Here is a 22735-nt window from a genome sequence, read left to right as displayed (position 1 = left end):
CGTCGTGAAGGGCGCGACCGTGGTGTGACGGGCGGGTCATCCCAGGGAAGTAGGCAAAGCATCCCGGGGAAGGATGTCCGGCGGCCTCCCGCGGGCGAGTGTTGACGTCATGACGCGATTCGCCCGGACGGCCGCCGCGCTCGCCGCGGCCGTCCTGCTCGCCTCCTGCGGCGTGCCGGCTTCCCCGGCTTCTCCGACTTCCCCCGCTTCCCCGGCCTCCCCGGCTTCCTCGGGGCATTCCGGGCACGCTGCCGAGCCCGCGCCCGTGGCGTCCCCGCTGCGGCCGGGCGAGCGGTTCGTCAACCTCGCCATGGCGGAGCCGTACGCGCCGGGGCCGCCCAACGGCGGCACGGACGACTACCGCTGCTTCCTCGTCGACCCGGGGCTGACCGGCCGGGTGTCGCTGACCGGCGCCCAGTTCGAGCCCCAGAACACCGCCATCGTGCACCACGCGATCTTCTTCAGGCTCGGGCCCGAGCAGGCCGAGCGGGCGCGCAAGCTGGACGAGGGCACCCCCGGCCAGGGCTGGTCCTGCTTCGGCGACGCCGGCATCGGCGACGCGGGCTGGGTGGCGCACTGGGCGCCCGGCACCAAGGAGGCGCTCCTCGACCCGAAGTACGGCTACGACCTGCAGCCGGGCAGCCGCCTGATCATGCAGGTGCACTACAACCTGCTGGGCGTGAAGGGCGAGCCGGGCACCGACCGTTCGGGCATCCGCCTGCGCGTCACGGACCGGCGGCTGGAGCCGCTGGAGACCGGGCTGTTCTTCGCGCCCGTCGAGCTGCCCTGCACGGCGAGCGAGTCAGGGCCGCTGTGCGACAGGGACGCCGCCGTGCGGGACGTCGGCAAGCGGTTCGGGCGCGACAGCCTGACGCAGGTGCGGCTGCTGGAGCAGTACTGCGGCCCGGCCGAGCCCGGGCCGACCCAGCACTGCGACGTGCCCGTCGAGGGCCCGTTCACGGTGCACGCGCTGGCGGGGCACATGCACCTGCTCGGGCGGGCCATCAAGGTCGAGCTCAACCCGGGCACCGCGAAGGCCCGAACGCTGCTCGACGTGCCCGAGTACAACTTCGACGACCAGTCGCTGCGGCTGCTGCCCGCGCCGGTCGAGGTGCGGAAGGGCGACGTCGTACGCGTCACCTGCACCCACGACGCCGGCCTGCGCGCCCTGCTGCCGCAACTGCGCGACACCCCGCCCCGGTACGTCGTCTGGGGCGACGGCACCAGCGACGAGATGTGCCTGGGCATCGCCATCACGTCGGCCGCCTGAGGCGGATCAGCGACCGTAGATGACCGACAGGAAGCGCACCAGCACCGCCTCCCTGGCGGGGGCGGGCAGCGCGTCGAGGACGGTGTTGACCATCGCCATCTCCGGCTGCCCCGCCCCCGGGCGCAGATCCACCCCGACCGACGCGCTCAGCTCCGCGAACGTCGCGTCGTCGATCGCCTCCAGGTCCAGCCCCGCCACCAGCTCGACCAGCCCGTCGGGCAGCACCACGGGCCCGCGCTCGCGCGCCGCCCCGGCCGATTCCGCGATCACCTTCAGCATGGCCTCGACCCCGGCCAGCGTGACCCCGGTGACCGTGATGTGCAGGTTGGCCGGGATGCCCGCGTAGGAGAGCTGCGGCTGCAGGAACCAGCCCCGCGCCCGCGCCTCGTCCGCCAGCACGAACACGTCCACGTCGTCCCCTGCGAACGCCACCAGCGACGACTCGGGCTCCCCGAGCACCCGCAGTCCGGGGATCCCGGCCAGGCCCGCGCGCAGCCTGCGCGTCGCCTCCAGGGTGGCCCGGCCCAGCTCGGCGTACCCGGCGCTGCCCAGCGCCTGCAGGGTGGCCCAGGCGCCGCCGAGCGGCCCCGCCGACCTGGAGCTCTGCACGGTCGCGTTGATGATCGTGTATCCGGGCCAGGCCGCCGACGCGAAGTACGCCTTGCGCCGCGCCGCGGGGTCGGCGAACAGCAGCACCGAGGCGCCCTTGGGCGCGTAGCCGAACTTGTGCAGGTCGCAGGAGATCGAGGTCACCCCCGGCACCGACAGGTCGAACGGCGGGACCGCCGCGCCCGCCTCCCGCAGCCAGGGCAGCAGCCAGCCGCCCACGCACGCGTCCACGTGACACGGCACGCCCGCCGCGGCGGCCACGGCCGCCACCTCCTCGACGGGGTCGATCACGCCCTGCGGGTAGGACGGCGCGGAGACCACGACCAGGATCGTGTCCTCGTCGATCGCCTCCTCGACGTCGCGGGCCCGCACCTTGTACGTCGCCAGGTCCACCGGCACGGGCCTGACCTCGACGCCCAGGTAGTGGGCCGCCTTGTGGAAGGCGGGGTGCGCGGTGACCGGCAGCACCAGGTTCGGCCGGGAGCGGGGCGCCTCCCCGGCGGCCCGCGCTTCCGCCGCTCCGGACGGACGCCGGCCCAGGTCTCGGGCGGCCTTGACGGCCAGCATGATCGACTCGGTGCCGCCGCTGGTGAAGATGCCGTGGCCGCCGCCGAGCAGGTCCGCGACCGCCCCGACGACCTGCCGCTCCATCTCCACCACGCTGGGGAACGCGGTCGGGTCGAGGCAGTTGACCTCCAGCATCTCCAGGTACGCCCGGGTCGCGGCGTCGTTCACCCCGGCCCGGCCAGTGTCGTAGACGTAGGCGGTGACCTGGCCGCCGCGTACCGGCAGGTCGTGCTCCTTGAGCCGGGACACCTCGGCCAGCAGGTCTGCTACGGGCCTTCCCGTCGGCGGCAGGTTCACACGGTCTCCTTCGTCGTGAGCCGTCCGTACCAGGCGACGAACGGCAGGCTGATCAGCATGAGCAGGGCGGGCAGCGCGGTGAACCCGAGCAGCAGCCCGGTCAGCGCCTCCGGCGGCTGCGCGACCGGCGACTCGACCGGCGCGGAGACGAACCCCGACCCGGTCAGCACCAGCGCGAACAGCCCCGGCCCGAGCGCCAGCCCCGCGGTCTCGCCCGCTGTCCACAGCCCGGTGAACGCGCCAGCCTGGGCGTGCCCGGTGCGGGCGGCGTCGGCGTGCACGGTGTCGGGCAGCAGCGACAGCGGCAGCAGTTGCAGCGCCGCGTAGCAGACCCCGGCCAGCGCGGTCAGCGCCAGCGTGGCCGCGGTCCCGCCCGCCGCGACGGCCGGGACGAGCGCGACCGTGACACCGCAGAAGCCGGCGGACGCGGCCAGGTAGCAGCGCACCGGCCCGTGGACGCGGGCCAGCCAGGCCCATCCGGGCACGGCGAGCATGCTCGGTCCGACGAGGCAGACGAACATCACCGAGGTCAGGCCGTAGTCACCCAGCCGGTACGCGGCCACGTACGGCGCCCCGGCCAGCATCACGGCCACGGCCAGCGCCTGCGTCACGAACGCCGCCAGCAGCACGAAGAACGGCACGTTCCCCCTGGCCAGGCGGAAGGCGGCCACCGGGCCGAGCTGGCGGGGCCCCGGCCTGGACGGCACCCAGCGGGTGGCCAGCGTCGCCCCGGCCAGCGCCGCCGCCATGACGGCGCCGACCGTCACGCCCATCACGGCGTACCCGGCCCGGCCGCCGCCCGCCAGGCCGACCACGGCCGGGGCCAGCCCGCCGGCGACCAGGATGCCGGCCGTCAGGCACACCACCCGCCAGGACATGATCCTGGTCCGCTCGCCCTGGTCGGCCGACATCTCCGCGGGCAGGGCCACGTACGGGACCTGGAAGCAGGCGAACGCGGTGGCCGCCAGCAGGAACGCCGCCCCCGCCCAGAGCGCGCCGGGCACGCCGCCGGGCACCGCGAACATCAGCGCGAACGTCACCGGCAGCGCGGCCGAGCCGATCGCCAGCAGGCGGGTCCTGCGGCCCGTGCGCACGGCCTCGCGGTCGCTGGCGGCGCCGACGAGCGGGTTCAGCAGCACGTCCCAGATCTTGGGCGCCACCAGCACGAAGCCCGCCACGGCGGCGGGCACGCCCAGCACGTCGGTCAGGTAGTACAGGAGCAGCAGGCCCGGCACCGCCGAGAACACGCCGGTGCCGACGGAGCCGATCCCGTAGCCCAGCAGCCTGTCCCTGCCGAGCCGCGACGCGGTCACCGGGGGTCGCCGGGCAGGCCGAGCGTGCGGTGCAGGCTCTGGTGCAGGTGGGCGCGGAAGCGGCGCAGCGCGGCCCGGTCGCCGGACGCCCTGCGGCGGCCCTCCGCGTCGAGCACGCCGCCCTTGGCGAAGCCGTGCACGGTCCAGATGACGCTCCACACGGTGTATTCGAGATCCGTCTCGGCGGCGATCACCCCGGCCTCGACCGCGGGGCGCAGCGCGGCGGTCACCGCGGCGAGCAGCGGCTGCACGTACTGGCGCTCCAGCTCGGTGACGTCACTGGCGTCGGAGAGCCAGCGGTGCATCCACAGGGCGGGTACCTCGGGGTTGTCCACGCAGAAGTCGAGGTAGTCGTCGGCCAGCCGGTGGACGGCGGCCACGGGGTCGTCGCCCGGCAGCCTGGCCAGCGCCTGGTCCAGCGCCGCCTTCTCCGCGCGGTGCGCGGCCTCCATGACGGCGAGGTAGAGCTCCCGCTTGCCGCCCACGTGGTAGTTGACGGTCGCGATGTTCAGCCCGGCGGCGTCGGCGATCTGACGGGTGGAGGTGCCGTCGTAGCCGAGCGCCGCGAAGAGCTGCGTGGCGACCTTGAGTATCGCGTCGGCCTGGCCGGAGGTCATGCGACCGAAGGTAGTTCGGTCGTGCCCTCCCGGTCAATCGCTTGATGGAGAACCGGTCAGCCCGGCTCGCCGTCCAGCAGCCCCTCCAGCTCGGCGCGGGCCGCGACCGGGTCGTAGCCGGGCAGGGCCTCGCGCATGAGGTCGTGGGTCTGCCGCTCGGCGTCGGCGCTCGCCGCGCGCACCGCCGCGAGCGTCTCGTCCGCCAGCTCCATGCTGCCCATCCGCAGCGCGCGAGGGCCGTAGGCGACCTCGATGACCCGGCCGTTCGCGTCCACGCGCGCCCTGACCTGGCCCGACGGGCTCTCGCCCGCGCCGATGACCTGGTCGAGCTCCTCCCGTGCCGTCTCCAGCCAGGCCAGCATCCGCTCGCCCTGGCGGGCCGCCTCGTCGAGATCCTCGTCTCTGATGTGGGCGGGGTCGAGGTGCGGGCCGTACACGTGTTGCCTCCTTGAGAGGGTCGCCTGCTAGAGAAGGTCCTGGGCCGCCTGCTCGACCCTCGCTCGCACGAACGTCTCGTCGAGCGGCTCGGGCAGGGCCGCGCTGCTGCCCGCGACCTTGTCGGCGATCTCCTGCGCGTGGCGGGCGGCGTCCTCCTGGGCCGAGCGCAGGACCTCCGTCACCATCCGGCCGAGCGCCGCCTCGCCGGAACGCAGCGCCCGCGGGTCGATGCGCAGCCGGGTGAGCCCGCCGTGCCCGTCGGCGCTCGCCTCGATCAGCCCGTCGTCGCTGCGGGCCCGGCCCTCGACCTGCAGTATGGCCGCCCGCGCCGCCTGCAGGTCACGCATGATCTGGCGGCTCTGGGCGAGGTACTGGGCCAGGTACTCGGCGTCGTCATCGGGCGCAGGTGACCGCATGTCGACCTCCGTGAACGTCAAGGAACGGACTGATGGCCCAGTGTGGCACAAGCCCACCTCGATCTTGACAGTGAGATGTGCATCTCATGAACGGGGATAGTTGCGTGATTACCGGCATAAGTCGCTATGGTGACCGGCCATGACGGGATTCGAGATCGCGTCGGGTGCGGTGGGGCGCGAAGCCGAGCATGTCAGCACCCACGGGGCGGACTACCAGGCTGCGCTGCAGCGGCTCTGGGAACGGGGGAACGGCGTCTCCTCCTGGGGCGATGACGGGCTGTTCGGCGGGTTCGCCGCCGCCTACGCCGAGTGCACCCAGGTCTCGCTGATGGCGCTCCTCGGCGTCTCGGGAGAGATCGCCGGCACCGGAGAAGGGCTGTCCGCCACGGCCAGGAACACCAGCATCGCCGAGACGGCCATCGCCGAGGACGTGGGACGCATCTCATGGGCCTGATGCTCTCGCCCAAGCTGAACGGGTTCCTCGGGATGCTCGGCGTGCCGTGGCCGAACATCGACGAGGACGAGATCAAGAAGGACGCCACCGCCTGGCGTACCGTGCAGGCCGGATCGCAGCCGGTGGGCGAGGCCGCCGACGCGTCGGTCCGCAGGACCCAGCAGTACCACCGCGGCGAGTCCGCCACGGCGGCGGCGCAGCACTGGAACCGGGTCGGCGGCGACAGCGGCCACGTCGCGCAGGCCACGGCCGCCGCCCGGGTGGCCCCGGTGGCGCTCGACGGCGCCGCGGGCGTGGTGAGCGCGGTGAAGGTGGCCGTGGGCATGCAGGCGGCGGCCGGGCTGACCTCGGTCGTGCAGGCGGTGGCCTTCGGCGGCGCGGTGGGCGTCACGGCGGCCACCGCGCGGATGTACCTGACCCGCCACGCCATGGGCAAGGTGATGCGCGAGGGCGCCGAGGGCACCGGCAGGGTGCTGGCTCCCGCGATGGCCCGCCGGGTGACCGACCCGATGCGCCGCATCCTGGACAACCTGCGCCGCCCGGGAGGCCCCGGAGGCACTCCGGCGCTGGCGGGTGCCGGCGGCAGGGCCTCCGTCCGGCCGTCCGGGCTCAGGCCGGCGGGCGGGCCGGCTTCCGTGCGGGACGGCATGGCCGCGATGGGGCGGGGGAACAAGAGATCGGGCGGCGGTGGTGGACGCCGCGACTACAACACCCGTCACGCGGAACAGCGCAAGGATGAGCGTGACATCAGCCAGTCTGAGATTGACGAGGCGCTGTCCCGAGGCTCCAGTAAGCCTGGTAAGAACCCGGGGACGACCGAGTACCAGAAGGACGACCTTGTGGTGATCAGGGGCAACAGCAACTTCAAGATCGTCACGGTTTTCCGAAGGAACAAGAAGTAGCGGCGCGAAAGGCTTGGCGTGCGGATCGAATACGGCGACGAGAACGACGTCGCCTACATCTACCTGGTCGACCACATCGGGGCAGGTGAGTCGGCCAGGCAGGTCGTGCTCGACGACGACGGGATCCGGGGAGAGGTGATCCTCGACGTGGACCGGGAGGGAAAGGTGCTGGGCATCGAGGTCGTCGGCGCTTCCTACGTGCTGCGGCCCGAGACACTGGCGACGGCCATCCGCGAGGAGGAAGGGCCGGCGGACCCCTACGGGACGGGATACGGCGGCGGCTGGACGCCGCCGCCCGCTCACTAGCGGCGCAGGTCAGTCGGGGGCCCAGTACTTCTCCATGATCTTGTCCAGGTGCCGGACCACCGGTTGCCAGGTCGAGGGCAGGTCGTACACGCTGGCCCGCCGCTTGTCGTAGGCCAGCGTGAACGTGATGAAGTCCGCCCCCTGCGGCGGCCGCTGCGAGCGACCGATCTTCAGGTGCCGCAGGTGGCCGCGCAGCCTGCGCTCCTCCTTGGCGGTCAGGCACTTGTCGATGGTCGGCCCCGTACGGCGGCTGAGCCGCGCGCAGCCGTTGCCGTAGACGGTCACGCGGTCGTTCAGCCCCGCGAAGCCGCCCTGCTTGCGCAGTTCCACGAGCACCCGCTTCGGGGCGACCTCCGCTTGCGCCGGAGCCATGGACGTGCTCAGCAGCGGCAGGAGCACGGGCAGGAGCACGATGCGCCAGATCCTCATGTCCTGTTGGACGTATCCGGGCCCCGATCGGCTCACCCGAGCGCGTCGACCGCTGATTTCAGGGGTTCCCCTGGGCATCGGGGACGACGGTGTTCCGTTCGACGAAGTGTCCGCGACGCCCAGGGGACTCCCGCCCCTACTTGCAGCGCACGCCGTTGAGGTGGAACACCTCGGGCGCCGGGTTGGGGCCGGAGGCGTTCGTGCCGTTGAACCCGAACGTCACCTTCTGTCCCGGCTTGATCTTGCCGTTCCAGCGCAGATCCCTGGCCGTCACCACCGAGCCGGACTGCGACAGCGCCGCACCCCAGGCGTGCCCGGCACGCTGCCCGCTCAGGAACGACCAGCGCAGGCTCCAGCCGTCCACCGGCTCCTTGCCGGTGTTCTCGATCACGACCTGCGCGGTGAACCCGCCCGGCCACGAGCCGTGCGCCGAGTAGCGCACCCGGCAGTCCGCGCGCCCGCCCCTGTCGGCCAGGAACGCCGAGACCCAGGCCAGCGGGGAGTTCCAGTTGATGGTCAGCTCGTTCGTCGCCCACGACTCGATGTGGTCGATGTAGCAGAACTGCGGCTTGCAGCCCGTGAGCAGCCGCTGCGCGAGCGGGTCCTGGATGGCGGAGTTCGGGCCGCCGGACAGCGTGCCGCGCGGCGGGTTGGGCAGGGCGGGGTCGAGCTGGCGGGCGTACCAGCGGCTGTGCTGGTTCTTCGAGGCCACCTCGCCGTAGCCGGTGACGTACGACTGGTTGAGCGCGTTGCGGCCGAGGATGTAGTCCATGCCCTCACGCACGGCCGCGCGGTACTTCTCCTGGCCGGTCAGGTCGTAGGCGGTGGCCATGACGACCATGTTGTTCAGCACCAGGTTGTTGGAGCCCCAGTCGAAGTCCGGCGGGTTGTACGGCAGGCCGTACGGGTGCGCGGTCTGGATCGCCAGGTACTTCTCGGCCCCCTCGACCACCGACTGCCGCACCCGGTCCCGGTCGGGCAGCGCGTTCGGCACGGTCGCCAGCTCCAGGCGGCCGAGCTGGGCGGTGTTGCCCCAGTCGAAGCCGCGCTCGCGCCAGACGTCGCCGGTGTGGTGCGGCGAGGCCAGCACGAAGTCCCTGAACTCCTTCTCGCCCGTCGTGATGAACAGCTCCGCCGCCGCCCAGTAGAACTCGTCGCTCACGTCGCCGTCGCTGTAGGCGCCGCCGCCGATGCCGTCGTTCGGGTCGGCGTACTTCTCCGGGTTGGCCCTGGCCGCCGCCCACGCCTTGCGGGCCGCCGCGAGGTTCCTGGCGGCGAACGCGGCGTCGTACGGGGCGTACAGGCGGGCCGCCTGCGCGGCCGTCGCCGCCAGGTTCAGCGTGGCGGCCGTGGACGGCGGGTGCAGCTCGCGCGGCTGCGGGTCCAGGTGCGGCAGCAGGGGCAGGCCGGTCCAGTTCCGGTCGTGGATCTTGTGGTGCGCCATGCCCGCGAACGGCTTGCCGTCCGGCACCTGCATGCTCAGCAGGAACTCCTGCTCCCAGCGGGCCTCGTCCAGGATGTCCGGCCGGCCGTTGCCGCTCTCCGGGATGTCGAGCTGCCCGTCCTCGAACGCGGCCTTGTCCCGCTCGTAGGTGGCCATGAGCTGGTGGACGGAGATGCCGCCGTTGACGACGTACTTGCCGTGGTCGCCGGCGTCGTACCAGCCGCCCTTGACGTTCAGGGTGTAGTCGCAGACACCCGGCTGGCAGGGCACCTCCACGTCGCCCTGGTTCGGCTCGACGCCGACGTGGCCCGCGGGGCGGCCGTAACCCGGCCTGAGGTCGTCGCGGATCTCGATGCCGCTGCGCTGGGTGTAGTAGAACTTCAGCGCGTCCGCCGGGAGCTGGTCGTAGAGGTCGGCCGCGATGTCGAACGGCCTGCTCGTCTCACCGTCGGCCGTCAGCGTGTAGCCCTCGCCCGGCTTGCGGTAGGAGCCGAAGTCGAGCGTGTGGACGTTCTGCCCGGAGCTGGCGTCCACACCCCTGGGGACGGTCTCGCCGTCGGCCACCGTCTCCTTGTCGGCGTTCTTCAGCTCCCAGGCCAGCGGCTCGGTGGCCTCGGTGACCAGCGTGGCCTTCTTGGGGCCCTCGGGGAGGTATCCGACCATGTTCACGCGGACGCGGGGGCCGGTGTCCGGCTCGTACTCCTCTGGCTCGGCGCCGCCCTTGAGCGACACGTCGTCCATGCAGAACCTCCAAGGCTCGGCGCTGCCGCCCAACTGGAAGACGACCTGCGCGTTCGGCAGCGACACCGGGGCGGTGAACGTGAAGGAGTAGCTGTTGCCCGAGACGCTCATCTCCGGCGCGGCCGACAGGTACTGGGTCCAGGGGTCGACGGGGAGCTGGATCAGCGCCCTGCCGACCTTGGCCGGGGTCGCGGAGGCGAAGAAGCGGTAGGCGTACGACTCGCCCTCCACCAGCGGGAGGTTGTCCTGGCCGATGATGACGTCCCACGGGTTGGCGGTGCCGCCGGGGATGTCGGCGCAGGCCCGGCCGTCCTGCACGGTGAGGGTGGTGTTGCCGGTGCTCCACCAGGGGGCGGTGCCGGCGTCGAAGGTACCGTTCACGATCTGCTCGGGCCCCTCGTCCTCGGCCTGCGCGGCCGTGGCGGGGGACAGGGCGACCATGGTGAGGAGGGCCAGTAAGGCGGCCCGGCATCGGGTCATGGAGGTCCTTGATGGGGCGGGGGGATTGGGAGCGCTCCCAAAAACAGCGCGGAATCCGATCCTCCTTTGCGGGTGCCGCCACGTCAACGGGTGCGCACGGACCGGGGTCGAAGAGCGTGAAACTTTCAAACGGCGAAGCAGTTGCCTGACCGCTGTTGGCGCCGGCGAGCCGTCATCGGCGCCAGAAAGCGTCGTGGGCGCGCTGGTCGGCCACGTATTCCCAGCGTTCCACGACCAGCCCTCGCGCGAAGCCGTAGACGTTGAAGTTGTCCATCTCGACGTGCTCCCCACGGCGCTGCGCCGTCCAGCGGTGCAGGGTGACCGAGTAGGAGTCGTTGGCCTGTACGGAGAGCAGCCCGGTCTGGAAGGTGCCGCCCGTCTCTTCGGAGACGAGCATGCCGAGCCTGATGATGGCGTCCTTGCCGCGATGCTCGCCTGCCACGATGCTGTCGCCGCCGATGTGGAAGACGGCGTCGTCGGCGATCAGGTCGAGATAGCCGGTGAGATCGCCATGGCCGATCAGCTCGTACAGGCGCCGGGTGAGCACGGCGTTCGGGTGAGTGTCAGGTCCCATGGGGTCACCATGCCGCAGAGACGTGGCGAGATGGCATGAAGCCTTGGTCACTCGGGTGGGGTCAGCGGGTGAGCCGCTGGATGATCTCCTCGGCTCTGCGCTGGTCGTAGGGTGCGGCCAGGCGGGTCGCGGTGGCCAGCGCCTGCTCGGCCGCCTTGCGTGCCGCGCCGTGCCTGCCCGCGGCGGCCAGGACGAGGGCGCGGGCCCAGCCGAGCCTGGCCGCGGCGCCCGGGTTCCTGGTGGTGTACCTCGCCAGGTGGGTGTGGAGGAGGCGGGTGGTTGCCCGGTCCGGCCAGGGGTCGAGGGACCAGAGCACCTCGGCGAGCCCCGACCAGCACTCCAGCATGCCGCGGTGCGCGGACGGCAGGCGCCCGGCCAGGGCGAGCACCTCGGCGAGCACCTGCCACGCGTCGCCGCCGGTCGCGGCGTGTGCCGGCTCCGTGGGCAGGTGCCGGGCTTCGTCGCCGGTTGTCCGGCGGTGCGGCTCGGTGGGTGCGGTCCGCCCGGCTCCGCGTTGCAGGGTCCGGAGCCGGGCGGTGGCGGTGAGCAGGCGCATGTCCTGGATGGCGCGCATGACCGGGCCGTCCCGAAGGCCGAGCTGCTTCTCCTGGGAGCGGCGGTGCTCGATCGAGGCGCCGGCCGCGGCCAGCACCTGCCCGACGCGTTCCGGGAGTGCCGTGTCCAGCCGCAGCATGGCTTCGACCTGGCCGAGCAGGCACCAGTGGCGGGCGATGTCGTTCCCGCCGAGGCGGCCGGCCGCCTGCTCCGCCGTGGCGGCGAACAGCCCCGCCGCCGTCTCGAACCGGCCCTGCCACAGTGCCGTCTCGGCGAGCAGGCCCGAGCAGTTCTCGGCCACGCGCGGGGCCAGCGTCCTGGCGCGGCACTCGGCGAACGAGCGGCGGGCCGCCTCGAACGCGCCCGTGTAGAGCTGGTCGAGGCCGCGGGCCAGGCGGGCGCGGTGCGCGGCCTCCGCGGCGTGCTCGACGTCCGCGAGAGCGCGGTCGGCCAGCCTGCCGTAGCGGGTGGCCAGGCGGTGGCGGCCGGCGACGCGGGTGATCGTGGCGGCGTTCGCGTACGCCTCCGCCCGCAGCGCGGCGTCATCGCTGCGCTCGGCGGCGTTGAGCTGGCGGAGCGAGGCGGCCAGCATCGTCGGCATGTCCTGCTGGTGGTAGGCGAGCCGGGCCAGCATGGTCAGGGCCTGCGCGGCCTCCCGCCCCTCGGGTGTCGGGCGGGGCGGGAGTAATCGGTGCGCGAGCTGACGGGTGGCGGCGGCCAGGGTCGCGGCGGCGAGGCCGTGGCGCGACTCCGGGAGCGGCTCGCCCAGCGCCTCCAGCGCGGCCCTGGCCAGGCGGGTGGCCTCGTGCTCCCTGGCGAGCTGGTGTTCGCTGGTCCCGGCCATCCACAGGTGGCGGGCCCGCAGCCGAGGTTCCTCCGCGGTACGGGCGAGGTGGCGGCGCAGGACGGCCGCCGACTCCTCGTACAGGCGCAGCCGCAGGCACAACGTCCAGTAGAGCTCCAGGAAGCGGGGCCGGCCCGACGCCGCCCAGGCGGGTCTGATGTTGTCCAGCTCGGTGCCGAGCACGCGGGTGACCTCGGCGTCCGACGCGTCCTGGAGGGCGGCGGCGTGGCGTTCGAGCAGGCGGCCGAAGTGGTCGGCGTGCCGCTCGCGCACGGTCCGGCGTTCCTCGGGGGTCAGGTGGGTGGCGGCGTACTGCTGGATGAGGGGGTGGATGGCGTACCGGCCTGAGGGGGTGAGCTGGATCATGCTGTGGTCCACCAGGCGGACGAGCACGTCCGGGCTGGTACGGGCGACCTCGAGGGCGGCGTCCAGCGTGCAGCCGCCGCCGAACACCGACAGCGCCGCCAGAGTGCGCCGCCCCGGCTCGTCCAGCAGGCGCCAGGAGGTCTCGAAGACGGTGCGCATGCAGGCGTGCCGCGGGCGGGCGGCGGGGCCGGGCACCGCCAGCAGGCCGAGGTCCGCGTTCAGGTGCCTGGCCAGCGCGGCGCACGGGACGGCGCGCAGCAGGCCGGCCGCCAGCTCGATGGCCAGGGGCAGGCCGCCGGTGACGGCGCAGATCGCGGCGACCAGGGAGGACTCGCGGTCCGGGTCGAATCCCGGGCACGCCGTGGCCGCCCTGGCCGTGAACAGCGCCTCGGCGGCGGGTGCGGGCAGCCCTTCGACGGTGATCGCCACCTGGCCGGGCAGGTCAGGGCGCCGCCTGCTCGTCGCCAGGACGCGCAGAGCCGGAGCGGCGCGGAGCAGCTCGCCGATGACCGGGTCGAAGGCGGGGAGGTGTTCGAGGTTGTCCAGGACGAGCAGGAGCGGGCGCGGGCGTGCGGACAGGGCCGACAGGAGGAGGTCGAGGGCGGGGCGCGGCGGTGAGAGGTCCACGTCCAGGCGGCGGGCCAGCGTGGTGACGGCCGCCTCGGGCCGCACCCCGGCGAACGACACGAACGCCGTCTCGAGGCCGGGACCGGGGTGGGGGCCGGGGACGGCTGTGGCTGCCGGGTTCGGGGTGGCCGCGGCGGTCGGCGTCCCGGCGTCGGGGATCGGGGACGGGGAGGCGGCGGCGATGGCGAGGCGGGTCTTGCCGATGCCGCCCGGCCCCACCAGGATGACCAGGCGCTCGCGGGCCAGCAGCGCGCGCAACCGTCCGACGTCGGCGTCCCTGCCGATCAGATCCGTGCCGGGGACGGGCACGGGGGCGCGGCGGGCCGGGGCGGCGCAGGGGGCGAGCCGCTGCCTGACCGCGCGGGTCTCGGGCGCGGGCTCGACGCCCAGCTCGGCGGTCAGCCGCCGCCGCAGCTCGTCGTAGCAGGCCAGCGCCCCGGCCCGGTTGCCCGCCTGGGCGAGCGCCGTCATGAGCAGCCGGTGTGCCTCCTCGTCGTACGGGTCGAGCCCGGCCACGATGTGGGCCAGCCGCACCACCTGCTCGGCCGGCTCGTTCCTGGCCCGCAGCAGCACCTCGCGCAGCAGCAGCCGCACCCCCCGGCGCTCGCACTCCAGCCACTCGGCGAACGCGGGAGCGTCGCAGAAGGAGACCCCGGCCATGAAGTCCCCGCGCCACAGCCGCAATGCCTCGGCCACGGTGGGCGCCTGGGCGAGGCGGCGGCGGTCCACGAAGCACCCGTCGGCCGCGCGCAGGCGTACGTGCTCCCGGGTGACGTCCAGCCAGCCGCCGACCTCCTTGCGCAGCTCGGAGAGCGCCAGGCGCAGGCTGCCCCTGGCGTTGGCGTCCGGCCGCTCGCCCCACAGCAGCGTGGCCAGCTCGGCGCGCGGGCGGGGCGCGGCCGTGGTGGCGAGGTAGCAGAGCAGGGCGCGGGCCTTGGCGGAGCGCACGCCCATGGGCATGCCTGCGACGGAGAGCTCCGGAGAGCCGAGCAGGAGCACGGTCAGCGACTCACTCATGCGCGAAGGGTAGGCGCGCACCCGCCGCCCGTACTGTGTGAAAAGTTACATCCGGCCTGTGCTCTACGTGACTCACCTGGGCGTTAACGGTGCGCTCACGGTGTCGTGCCCATCCTGACGCTGCGTTTCGCGACAGCCGCGGGGCGTTCGACACCAAGGAGAAACCGAGCATGCGCACTCCTCAACTGATCGCCGCACTCGCCCTCGCGGCGGGCGCGGTCGTGCCGGTGGTGGCCGCCGCCCCGGCGCACGCCATGGCGGGCTCGTGCGTCGTGACCCTCTACGACATCGAGCTCAGCAACCCCAGGGAGAACGACGGCAGGGACGAGCTCCGCTTCAAGGTCGACGGGAACTGGTATCCCAACAACGGTCACGTCGAGATGAGCAGCACGACCTGGGACCGCAATCCGGAGCACTTCGGCCACCCGTCCATGATCATCCTGCGTACCGAGAACAAGTCCTTCGACCTGCGTGAGGTGGACCCGCCGATCATCACGGGCGGCGACAGCCTCGGCGAGGCGTGGGCCCACGGCTACGTCTGCGACGACCTCAGCGTGGGCGAGACCACCGAGGAGATGAGCGTGCTGTCGTCCAGCAAGCACGATTACACGGTCTGGCTCAGGCTGACCGGCCAGTAGAGCTGACCGGCCAGTAAGGTGATCGGCCAGTGGAGCTGAAGGCCCTGCCGGGTTCCCGGCGGGGCCTTCACCGATTCGCGGGGATCTGACAGGGTTCGAGCGTGGTTCTCACCCTGGCCGGGTGCCCGATGCACGAGCTGCTCGACCGCCAGACCGCCAAGCTGGCCAGGCGGCTCGTACGGGGCTTCGCCGAGCAGCTCCCCGTCTACCGGCGGCTGCCGAAGGAGGAGCTCGACGGCGACATCACGGCCATCACCGAGCACAACCTCCGCCTGATCTCCCGCGCCTTCCGCGAGCGCCGACCGCCCACCAGGGCCGACCTGGTGCCGCTGCGGGAGTCGGCGGCCCGCCGCGCCCAGGAGGGGGTGCCGCTCGAAGCGCTGCTCGCGGCCTATCACCTGGGGGCGCGCATGGTGTGCGAGCGGCTGTTCGCGGGCGCCGAGCCGGACGACCTGGCCGACGTGCTGGAGGCCGGCCGGATCGTCCTGCTCTACATGGAGGCCGCCACGGCCGCCGTCTGCTCGGCGTACCTGGAGGAGCGCGAGAGCCTGCTCAGCCAGGAGCAGCACGCCATGCACGCCACCGTCGCCGCGCTGCTCGGCGGCGACCGGGCGGCCCTGGCGGGCGTGCGGCTGCCGCCGCGTTACCTGGTGCTGGCCGTCGCGGCGGGGCGGCATCCCGACGAGGACGGGCCTGGCGCGCCGGTCGCCGGGCGGCGCAAGCTGCACCGGCTCAGGACGGCGCTCCAGCGGTACGCGGCCGAGCCGGTGCTGCCCGCGCTCGACACGGCGGGCGGGCTCGTGCTGGTGCCGCTCCAGGGGGAGGAGCCCGAGCTCGGCGAGCTGGCGGGGGCGGCGGGGAAGGCGGCGGGCGTGCCCGTGTGGCTGGCCGCCGAGTGCGCGCCGCCGCAGGGCGTGCCGGCGGCGGCGCGGCTGGTGGAGGAGGTGCTGGAGGTGGTACGGGTCTTCGAGCAGCCGCCGGGCGGCTACCGGCTGGCCGACGTGCTGCTCGAATACCAGCTCACCCGGTCGAGCCAGGCCACGGCGCTGCTGGCGGGGCTGCTCGACCCGCTGCTCGACAACCCCGACCTGCTCAGGACGCTGACGGCGTACCTGGACACGGGCCTGGACCGGCGGCGCACCGCCGAGCTGCTGCACGTGCACCCGAACACGGTCGACTACCGCCTGCGCAGGGTCGTCGTCCTGACCGGGCTGGACCCGATGGACCCGGCCCACCTCCAGCGGATCGGGGCGGCCCTGGCGGCCCGCCGCCTCACTCCACCCCGGTGACCACCCCGGTGACCGCACCGGTGACGGCGGCCGTCACGGCGGCCGCGAAGCCGCGCATGCCCGCCGCGTTCGGGTGGAACGGCGCGGCCGGAGAGGCGGGCACGTACGGCTCGATCCACCGGGTGCCGGCCGAGGCGCAGGGGTCGTGGCCGACGCTCGGCGCCTGCAGGTCGATGAAGCCCACCCCGGCCGCGGCGGCCTGCTCGGCCAGCATCTGGTTGAAGTACAGCAGCGTGGCCCTGATGTAGTTCGCGTCCGCCCTGATGATCGGGACGCGCGGGTAGCAGCCGTCGGGCCGCGCGTACGTGCCGTACCCGACCACGAAGATCCTGGCCTGCGGGGCGCGGGCGCGGATGTCGGAGACCAGGGTGGCCAGGCGGGGGCGCAGCGCGTCGGTGTCGACCCGCCACTTGTCCTGGCCGCCCACGTTGTAGTCGTCGTTGCAGGCGTCGCCGATCGGCGGGGGCAGCAGGTTCAGGCAGTCCTCGATGAAGTCGGTCAGCCCGACGTCGTTGGCGCCGATCTGCACCGTGACCAGCGTGGTGTCCTGGCTGAGCGCGTCGAGCTGGGGTGGCACGTCGCCGAGCTCCGTGCTCTGCGGTTGGTACATGTCCTCGGTCTCGGCGCCCGAGCAGGTCACGTCGCGGAACCTGGCCGCGCCGATCGCCTGGGCCGTCAGGCGCGGGTAGTTGCGGTCGGAGCGCAGGCAGCCGAGGTGGATCTGGTTGGGCACCAGCGGTCCGGCGGCGGCCGAGTCGCCCAGGGCCACGTACACCTCGGCCTGCGCCGCGTGCGCGGGCGGGGCGAGGGAGAGCGCGAGCCAGACGGCGGTGAGGAGGAGGATCGTGCGTCGGACCATGATGGACTCCTTCCGGCAGGGGGTGGGGGGTGCGGAATCCGTGGTCGGCCGGCGCGGGGAGAACCGGGCCGGCGCGGCGAGTGCCGGGTCGGCGCCGCAGGGGCCAGGGCCAGCGCCGCGGGGGCCGGGTCAGCGCCGCGAGGGCCGGGTCAGCGCCGGAGCCGGTCAGCGGCGGAAGGGGCCGGTCACCTCGTAGGTGATGCCTCCGGTGCCCGCGGTCTCGCCGCTGGTGCCGCGCTGCGAGGAGAAGTAGAGCCGGGTCCCGTCGGGCGAGAACGCGGGCCCGGTGATCTCCGACCGCGCATGCCCGTCGAGGCGCATGATCGGGGCCACGACGCCGTCGGGCGTGATGATGTTGATCTCCATGTTGCCGCCGTCCTCGGCCACGTAGAGATCGCCTCTCAGCCCGGTGACGTTGTCCACGCCGTCGAGCGTGCCGGTGCCGTCGTAGACGGCGGTGACGGTCTGGCGGGCGGTGTCGTACGCCCACACCTTGCGGTCGCCCTTGGCGGTGAAGTAGCAGACCCCGGCGGCGTAGTGGCAGCCCTCGCCGCCGTCGAAGTGCCTGGCCTCCGGCACCTGGTGCCTGGTCTGGCGCTCCAGCACGCCGGGCGAGGGGTCGGGGACCTCGCGCCACACCGTGCCGTCGCCGCACAGCACCTCCAGCCGCCCGCTGGACAGGTCACCCCAGGTGGTGGGGGTGAACCGGTAGAAGCAGCCGTCGCTCTCGTCCTCGGTGAGGTAGACGACCCTCCGGTCGGGGTCGCAGGCGGCGGCCTCGTGCTTGAAGCGGCCCATGGCCGGGCGGGGCTGGGCCGCGCGCACGCCGTACGGGTCGGTCTCGTAGACCCGGCCGCGGAAGATCTCCTCGCACGACAGCCAGGTGTTCCAGGGGGTGGCGCCGCCCGCGCAGTTGAGGTTCGTGCCGCTCAGGATCCGGTACGCGCGCTCGATCGAGCCGTCCGCCCTGAACTTGATCGCCGAGGCGCCCCCGATCAGCGGCACCTCGGAGTTGGACACGTAGATCCAGCCGGCGCCGTCGGCGAAGCAGGCGCCGCCGTCAGGTGCGGGGTGCCAGAGCGTGCCGCCGACGCTCCGGCCGGTCCTGGCCACGACGCGGCCGGTGAAGCCCGCGGGTAACGCCATGCCGTTGGCGTCGGGCGCGCCGAGCGGCCCGTACGGGCTCTCCCCGGCTGACACCGACGCCACGGCCTCGTGCCACACCGCGCCGGAGAACGCCACCGATACGGGCACGGCTGTCAGGAAGGTACGGCGGCGCATGAGGGCTCTCCCGTGGTCGCGGTTGGATTCGCAGACACACGATGAGCCATGCTCGTCATTCTGTGAACTGGACAGGGGAGTAAATGTCGGCGGTCAAATCTGTGACGCCTCACAAAGCGAGCACGTCAGCGAGCACGTCAGCGAGCACATCAGCGAGCGGATCAGCGAGCGGATCAGGGTGAGCCCGGCCGCCACATCGGCCAGAACAGCGCGCCGTCCGGCAGCGCGAACGGTTCCCGCGCCTGGTAGCCGTGCCGCGCGTAGAGGTCGCGGTTGCGCGGGTCGCTGGCCTCCAGGTACGCGGGCAGCCCGGCCAGCCGGGCGTGCTGGTGGCGCAGCAGGGCCGTCCCGAGCCCCTCGTTCTGCCGGTCGGGGTGCACCGCCAGGAACGCCAGGTGGTGGTGCGGCGCCGCCGGATGGTTCTGCTCGAACAGCTCGTCCAGCGTGCGGAACCGCTCCTCCCACGCGCCCGTGGCCGCGGCGAGCCTGCGGTCGTAGTCGTGCGGGGCGGGCAGCGGCGAGGTGTACGGGAACCACACCGCCACCGCGGGGCCGTCGTCGATGAGGTGGACCTCGCCGTGCTCGACGGCGTGCTCGACGAAGATGCGGAAGTTGGCGGCGATGATCCGGTGCCGCTCCCTGCGATCGGGCACCAGGTAGGCCATGGGCCGCAGCCCGGCGAACGCGGTGGCGATCAGCTCGGCGACCTGCTGCGCGTCGTCGGCCGTGGCCAGGCGGACGGCGGGCCGTAACGCGAACGCCGCCCCGTTCTCGCGGTGGATCACCGGCCAGGGCCCGAACGCCTCTGCCTGTCCTGTTCGGAACGTCTCTGCCATCGGCCCAGGTCTCCTCTCGTGGATCATGCGCCGTCGGGGACGGTGGCCGCCTTGGCGCCCGTCCCCACCGCAGCGTAAACGGCGGGTCGCCCGGCACGCAGCACGAACGCCCACACCACCCCGAGCGCCGCGGCGAGCCCGTAGACGGCCGGCAGCACCCAGGCCAGGGCGTCGCCCTCCGGCACGCCCAGCAGCGCCCAGAAGTTGTCGAGCGCGAACCACACCATCACGGCCAGCGCGATTGCGGCGGGCACGGGCGCGATCACCCGCCGGCCGAGCGTCTCGCCGCTCGGCTGCCGGGCGAAGAAGACGATGACCGCGATGGACGTCACGAAGATCAGCAGCAGCACGCCGAGCCCGCCGAAGGCGCCGCCGTAGAAGAAGAGCTGCACGAGCGGGTCGAGGCCGAGGAGCGCGTACAGCAGGATCGTGGCCAGGCCGAGCACGCTCTGCGCGATCGAGCCCGCCTGGGGCGCCCCGCTGCGGGCCCGCGTCCGGCCGAAGACGGCAGGCAGCACCCGCTCGCGGCCGAGCGCGAAGAAGTAGCGGGAGGTGGTGTTGTGGAAGGAGATCATCGCGGCCAGGACGCTGGTGGCGAAGAGCACCCTGGCGATGGACACCACGACGGGGCCCAGGTGCGCCTCGGCCAGCACGAAGATCGTGTCCGCCTGGTCCCGTCGCGCGGTGGCCACGATCTCGCCGGCCCCGATGGCGACCGTCATGGCCCACGACGACAGCGCGTACACCAGGGCGATGATCGACACGGACGCGTACGTGGCGATCGGCACCGTACGCCGCGGCTCCCGGCTCTCCTCGGAGAACACCACGGACGACTCGAACCCGACGAACCCGAGCGTGGCCAGCACCAGCAGCGCCCCCACCCCCGGCACGAACAGCGCGGCCGGCGACAGCGTCTCGGCGGAGTATCCGGCGGCGGCCGGATTCATCAGGTCGGCCAGGTCGAACAGCAGGATGACCGCCACCTCGGCGGTCAGCAGCACGGCCAGCAGCCGGCCGTTGACGTCCACGCGCAGCACGCCGAGCACCGCGACCAGCGCCCAGGCGGCCAGCGAGACCACCCACCAGGCGGGCGTGACGCCCAGCCACGCTTCGAGCAGCGGCGCGCTCGCCACGCCGAAGGCGCCGTAGAGCGCCACCTGCAGCGTGTTGTACGCGATGAGCGCCACCCAGGCCGCCGCGATGCCCGCGGGCCGGCCGAGCCCCCGGGTGACGTAGGTGTAGAAGGCGCCGGCGTTGGCCAGGTGCCGGGCCATCGCCACGTACCCGACGGCGAAGACGGCCAGCACGGCGCCCACGACCAGGAAGGCGATCGGCAGCCCGGTGATCCCGGTGACGGCGTAGCCGGTGGTCACCACGCCGGCGACGACGGTGAGCGGCGCGGCGGCCGACAGGACGAAGTAGACGACCGTGGGCGCGCCGAGCCGGTCGGCGGCGAGTGTTCCGGCCGGGTCGTGCCCGGCGTCGATCGGGGTGGTACGCGACATGCTTCCTTCCAAGGGGGTGCGGAGGGCCAGGTGCGTGAGCACGTACGCACGTCCGTATGGTGCGGCGAATCGTCGATCTCGGCCAGCGTCTTGCGGGCCACGCGGGGTTTACGGGCGTCCGAATCACGGCGACGTCATGTCCGGTCGAGGGTCGCGTCCGCGGCTCCCGGCCCGCTGGCCAGCGGGCGAGGACAACCTCTGCTGACGTGTCCCTTACGCGGTTGGGAGATCCACTTGTTCCTCGCTGGGGTATCGGTGCCCGTGATTCCGATCAGGAGGCACTGCAGATGGCGGACTTTCCCATCGTTGTCGGTATAAATCGCACCCAGGACGGCTCCATCGCCGTCGCGGTGGGCGAGTCGGGCATGTACAGCCTGCAAAAGGAGCGCGTCAGCCGCCGCAAGCACCACTGGGGCCGCCTCGGTGACCTGCCCGACCGCTACCTGCCGGCCATGCCGCTGCTGAAGGAGCCGGTGGACCTGGTCGTGGAGGGCTACGCGTCGGACACCGAGATCGAGCACGCGCCCGCGTACCACGAGGAGGTGCGCAAGACGCTCGGCCTCAAGGACGGGGCGTCGATCGTGCTGGTCTCGCACCACCTCTCCCACCTCTACAGCGCGTTCTACCCCTCGCCGTTCGAGGAGGCGGCCGGGCTGGTGATCGACGTGCAGGGGAGCCACGTCCGGGACTTCACCGAGGAGGTCCCGCTGCCGCCGGGCACCGGCGGCGACCTGCTGGAGGTGGCCTCGTTCTACCGGTGCAGGCGCGGGCGCCTGGAGTGCCTGGCCAAGCAGCTCTGGGACGGCGACTGGGCCAGGCCCGCCGGGCTCGGCTGCTTCTCCGCGCTGCTGACGAAGGCGATCTGGCCCGAGGGAGAGGGCAACGAGGGCAAGGTGGCGGGGCTGGCCCCGTACGGCGACCCGGACGCGCTCGGCCTGCCCGGCCTCGACGTGCGCGGCCACGAGGTGCACATCCCGCCCGCCTGGCTGGAGGCGTTCGGCCGCCGCGACGCCTTCGTCTACGAGCCGGGCGGCGAGGACTTCCGCCGCGCCGCGAACCTGGCCGCCGCCGGCCAGCGCGCCTTCGAGCGGGCGCTGGGCCAGGTGGTCGCCTGGCTGCACGCCGAGACCGGCCTGGACGCGCTGGCCTTCGCCGGCGGCACCGCGCTCAACTGCTCGGCCAACGGCCGGCTCATCCGCGAGTCGCCGTTCCGAGAGGTGTTCGTCCCGCCCAGCCCGCACGCCGGCGGCACGGCCGTGGGCTGCGCCCTGTACGGGCTCGTCGCCTGCCTCGGCGTGGACAGCCGCTTCCGCTGGACGGACGACTTCCTCGGCCCCGACCCCGACGGGAGCGCGATCGAGGCGGCCGTGCGCGCCCTGCCCGCCGGCCTGTACGCCGAGCAGCCGGCGGACCTGGCGGGCACGCTGGTCACGCTGCTGGAGAGCGGCCGCGTGGTCGGGCTGCACCAGGGCCGCAGCGAGTCGGGCCCGCGCGCGCTGGGCAACCGCAGCATCCTCGGCGACCCGCGCGGCCCCGACATGCAGGACTACGTCAACTTCGAGGTGAAGGGCCGCGAGTGGTTCCGCCCGCCGGCGGCGCTGGTGGCGGCCGAGCACGCCGCGCGGCTCTTCGAGCTGGACCGGCCGGCCCCGTTCAGGCAGTACGCCGCCGCCGTCCGCCCCGAGCACCGCGACGGGCTGCCCGCGATCACGCACGTGGACGGCACGGCCAGGCCGCAGACGGTCACCCGGGAGAGCGCCCCGTTCCTGCACGCCCTGCTCACCAGGTGGCACGAGCGCACGGGCACGCCCGTCCTGGCCCACACCTCGCTGAACGGCCCGGGCGAGCCGCTGGCGGAGACGCCGGAGCACTCGATCGACACCCTGCTCGGGACCGGCATGCACGCGCTGGCGATGCCGCCGTACCTGATCCGCAAGCGGGTGGAGCCGCCCCTGCCGGGAGAGCTCGCCTGACCTCGGCGACAAACCCTGCCCGCGACACGAAATCGCAGGTCAGTGCGGGTCTTGGGTTTCCGGGCCGGTGCCCGGTACGGTCGGTGGC

The 22735-nt window shown here is 73.2% G+C and carries 20 protein-coding genes; 7 read left to right on the top strand and 13 right to left on the bottom strand.

Annotated elements, in window-relative coordinates; genetic code table 11:
* Positions 1–109: 109 nt before the first annotated feature.
* Complete coding sequence (locus ACBJ32_RS35400) at positions 110–1270, top strand: monooxygenase (RefSeq protein WP_375130459.1); 1161 nt, start codon at positions 110–112, stop codon at positions 1268–1270.
* Positions 1271–1276: 6 nt separating this feature from the next.
* Here the strand turns inward: ACBJ32_RS35400 and ACBJ32_RS35395 are convergent, their stop codons facing one another.
* The 5 genes from ACBJ32_RS35395 to ACBJ32_RS35375 are packed head-to-tail and all read right to left on the bottom strand — an operon-like array spanning position 1277 to position 5527.
* Positions 1277–2743, bottom strand: a complete 1467-nt coding sequence (locus ACBJ32_RS35395; protein ID WP_375130458.1) for a pyridoxal phosphate-dependent decarboxylase family protein — start codon at positions 2741–2743, stop codon at positions 1277–1279.
* Positions 2740–4056: an MFS transporter gene (locus ACBJ32_RS35390; RefSeq protein ID WP_375130457.1), complete on the bottom strand. Its 1317-nt coding sequence runs from the start codon at positions 4054–4056 to the stop codon at positions 2740–2742. The genes ACBJ32_RS35395 and ACBJ32_RS35390 overlap by 4 nt, the downstream gene beginning before the upstream one ends.
* Entirely contained in the window at positions 4053–4673 is a 621-nt protein-coding gene (locus ACBJ32_RS35385) for a TetR/AcrR family transcriptional regulator (RefSeq protein ID WP_357882376.1), read from the bottom strand. Before ACBJ32_RS35385 ends, ACBJ32_RS35390 begins: the two co-directional genes overlap by 4 nt.
* Positions 4674–4729: 56 nt before the next feature.
* On the bottom strand, positions 4730–5110 hold the full coding sequence (locus ACBJ32_RS35380; protein ID WP_375130456.1) for a YbaB/EbfC family nucleoid-associated protein: 381 nt from the start codon (positions 5108–5110) through the stop codon (positions 4730–4732).
* Positions 5111–5137: 27 nt separating this feature from the next.
* Positions 5138–5527 (bottom strand): YbaB/EbfC family nucleoid-associated protein, encoded by a 390-nt coding sequence (locus ACBJ32_RS35375; RefSeq protein ID WP_357882370.1) that lies wholly within the window; start codon positions 5525–5527, stop codon positions 5138–5140.
* A gap of 139 nt (positions 5528–5666) precedes the next feature.
* Here ACBJ32_RS35375 and ACBJ32_RS35370 point away from each other — a divergent pair, with 139 nt between their 5' ends.
* Genes ACBJ32_RS35370 through ACBJ32_RS35360 form a run of 3 tightly spaced genes read left to right on the top strand, consistent with a single transcriptional unit; the run spans position 5667 to position 7189 of the window.
* The gene (locus tag ACBJ32_RS35370) at positions 5667–5981 is read left to right on the top strand and encodes a hypothetical protein (RefSeq protein ID WP_375130455.1); all 315 of its coding nucleotides are present in this window, start codon (positions 5667–5669) and stop codon (positions 5979–5981) included.
* Positions 5981–6883 (top strand): DUF4258 domain-containing protein, encoded by a 903-nt coding sequence (locus ACBJ32_RS35365; RefSeq protein ID WP_375130454.1) that lies wholly within the window; start codon positions 5981–5983, stop codon positions 6881–6883. The genes ACBJ32_RS35370 and ACBJ32_RS35365 overlap by 1 nt, the downstream gene beginning before the upstream one ends.
* An 18-nt stretch (positions 6884–6901) precedes the next feature.
* The gene (locus ACBJ32_RS35360; protein ID WP_375130453.1) at positions 6902–7189 is read left to right on the top strand and encodes a DUF2283 domain-containing protein; all 288 of its coding nucleotides are present in this window, start codon (positions 6902–6904) and stop codon (positions 7187–7189) included.
* A 9-nt stretch (positions 7190–7198) separates the two neighbouring features.
* Here the strand turns inward: ACBJ32_RS35360 and ACBJ32_RS35355 are convergent, their stop codons facing one another.
* The 4 genes from ACBJ32_RS35355 to ACBJ32_RS35340 form a co-directional block, all read right to left on the bottom strand.
* Positions 7199–7618 carry a hypothetical protein gene (locus ACBJ32_RS35355; protein ID WP_375130452.1) on the bottom strand — a complete coding sequence of 140 codons (420 nt, stop codon included), beginning with the start codon at positions 7616–7618 and terminating at the stop codon, positions 7199–7201.
* A gap of 136 nt (positions 7619–7754) precedes the next feature.
* On the bottom strand, positions 7755–10283 hold the full coding sequence (locus ACBJ32_RS35350) for a glycoside hydrolase family 9 protein (RefSeq protein WP_375130451.1): 2529 nt from the start codon (positions 10281–10283) through the stop codon (positions 7755–7757).
* Between the two features lie 172 nt (positions 10284–10455).
* The gene (locus ACBJ32_RS35345; protein ID WP_375130450.1) at positions 10456–10857 is read right to left on the bottom strand and encodes a nuclear transport factor 2 family protein; all 402 of its coding nucleotides are present in this window, start codon (positions 10855–10857) and stop codon (positions 10456–10458) included.
* Positions 10858–10918: 61 nt separating this feature from the next.
* Positions 10919–14266: a BTAD domain-containing putative transcriptional regulator gene (locus ACBJ32_RS35340; RefSeq protein WP_375130449.1), complete on the bottom strand. Its 3348-nt coding sequence runs from the start codon at positions 14264–14266 to the stop codon at positions 10919–10921.
* Positions 14267–14436: 170 nt separating this feature from the next.
* On the opposite strand from ACBJ32_RS35340, the gene ACBJ32_RS35335 reads away from it, so the two are divergent.
* Together ACBJ32_RS35335 and ACBJ32_RS35330 are read left to right on the top strand one after the other, a co-directional pair.
* On the top strand, positions 14437–14904 hold the full coding sequence (locus ACBJ32_RS35335; protein WP_357882322.1) for a hypothetical protein: 468 nt from the start codon (positions 14437–14439) through the stop codon (positions 14902–14904).
* A gap of 101 nt (positions 14905–15005) precedes the next feature.
* Positions 15006–16193, top strand: coding sequence for a PucR family transcriptional regulator (locus ACBJ32_RS35330; protein WP_375130448.1), 1188 nt, complete (start codon positions 15006–15008; stop codon positions 16191–16193).
* On the opposite strand, the gene ACBJ32_RS35325 is transcribed toward ACBJ32_RS35330, so the two are convergent.
* The 4 genes from ACBJ32_RS35325 to ACBJ32_RS35310 all read right to left on the bottom strand — a co-directional run bounded on the left by ACBJ32_RS35325 (position 16177) and on the right by ACBJ32_RS35310 (position 20674).
* Positions 16177–17052, bottom strand: coding sequence for an SGNH/GDSL hydrolase family protein (locus ACBJ32_RS35325; RefSeq protein ID WP_375130447.1), 876 nt, complete (start codon positions 17050–17052; stop codon positions 16177–16179). The two genes, ACBJ32_RS35330 and ACBJ32_RS35325, sit on opposite strands and share 17 nt — an antisense overlap.
* Positions 17053–17217: 165 nt before the next feature.
* A complete protein-coding gene (locus ACBJ32_RS35320; RefSeq protein WP_375130446.1) occupies positions 17218–18333 on the bottom strand; it encodes an alkaline phosphatase PhoX in 1116 nt (371 codons plus the stop codon).
* 173 nt (positions 18334–18506) lie between these two features.
* A complete protein-coding gene (locus ACBJ32_RS35315) occupies positions 18507–19169 on the bottom strand; it encodes a GNAT family N-acetyltransferase (protein ID WP_375130445.1) in 663 nt (220 codons plus the stop codon).
* 23 nt (positions 19170–19192) lie between these two features.
* A complete protein-coding gene (locus ACBJ32_RS35310; protein ID WP_375130444.1) occupies positions 19193–20674 on the bottom strand; it encodes an APC family permease in 1482 nt (493 codons plus the stop codon).
* 287 nt (positions 20675–20961) lie between these two features.
* Here ACBJ32_RS35310 and ACBJ32_RS35305 point away from each other — a divergent pair, with 287 nt between their 5' ends.
* Entirely contained in the window at positions 20962–22647 is a 1686-nt protein-coding gene (locus ACBJ32_RS35305; RefSeq protein ID WP_375130443.1) for a carbamoyltransferase C-terminal domain-containing protein, read from the top strand.
* Positions 22648–22735: the final 88 nt, after the last annotated feature.

This window comes from Nonomuraea sp. GTA35, from assembly GCF_041950525.1.
GTDB lineage: Bacteria > Actinomycetota > Actinomycetes > Streptosporangiales > Streptosporangiaceae > Nonomuraea.
This window is presented reverse-complemented; position numbering and strand designations above follow the sequence as displayed.

Coding starts and splice junctions, on each gene's coding strand:
- ACBJ32_RS35400 (WP_375130459.1), top strand. CDS start 110: ATGACGCGATTCGCCCGGACGGCCGCCGCGCTCGCCGCGGCCGTCCTG.
- ACBJ32_RS35340 (WP_375130449.1), bottom strand. CDS start 14,266: ATGAGTGAGTCGCTGACCGTGCTCCTGCTCGGCTCTCCGGAGCTCTCC.
- ACBJ32_RS35370 (WP_375130455.1), top strand. CDS start 5,667: ATGACGGGATTCGAGATCGCGTCGGGTGCGGTGGGGCGCGAAGCCGAG.
- ACBJ32_RS35310 (WP_375130444.1), bottom strand. CDS start 20,674: ATGTCGCGTACCACCCCGATCGACGCCGGGCACGACCCGGCCGGAACA.
- ACBJ32_RS35355 (WP_375130452.1), bottom strand. CDS start 7,618: ATGAGGATCTGGCGCATCGTGCTCCTGCCCGTGCTCCTGCCGCTGCTG.
- ACBJ32_RS35385 (WP_357882376.1), bottom strand. CDS start 4,673: ATGACCTCCGGCCAGGCCGACGCGATACTCAAGGTCGCCACGCAGCTC.
- ACBJ32_RS35325 (WP_375130447.1), bottom strand. CDS start 17,052: ATGGTCCGACGCACGATCCTCCTCCTCACCGCCGTCTGGCTCGCGCTC.
- ACBJ32_RS35350 (WP_375130451.1), bottom strand. CDS start 10,283: ATGACCCGATGCCGGGCCGCCTTACTGGCCCTCCTCACCATGGTCGCC.
- ACBJ32_RS35320 (WP_375130446.1), bottom strand. CDS start 18,333: ATGCGCCGCCGTACCTTCCTGACAGCCGTGCCCGTATCGGTGGCGTTC.
- ACBJ32_RS35315 (WP_375130445.1), bottom strand. CDS start 19,169: ATGGCAGAGACGTTCCGAACAGGACAGGCAGAGGCGTTCGGGCCCTGG.
- ACBJ32_RS35305 (WP_375130443.1), top strand. CDS start 20,962: ATGGCGGACTTTCCCATCGTTGTCGGTATAAATCGCACCCAGGACGGC.
- ACBJ32_RS35345 (WP_375130450.1), bottom strand. CDS start 10,857: ATGGGACCTGACACTCACCCGAACGCCGTGCTCACCCGGCGCCTGTAC.
- ACBJ32_RS35335 (WP_357882322.1), top strand. CDS start 14,437: ATGCGCACTCCTCAACTGATCGCCGCACTCGCCCTCGCGGCGGGCGCG.
- ACBJ32_RS35365 (WP_375130454.1), top strand. CDS start 5,981: ATGCTCTCGCCCAAGCTGAACGGGTTCCTCGGGATGCTCGGCGTGCCG.
- ACBJ32_RS35375 (WP_357882370.1), bottom strand. CDS start 5,527: ATGCGGTCACCTGCGCCCGATGACGACGCCGAGTACCTGGCCCAGTAC.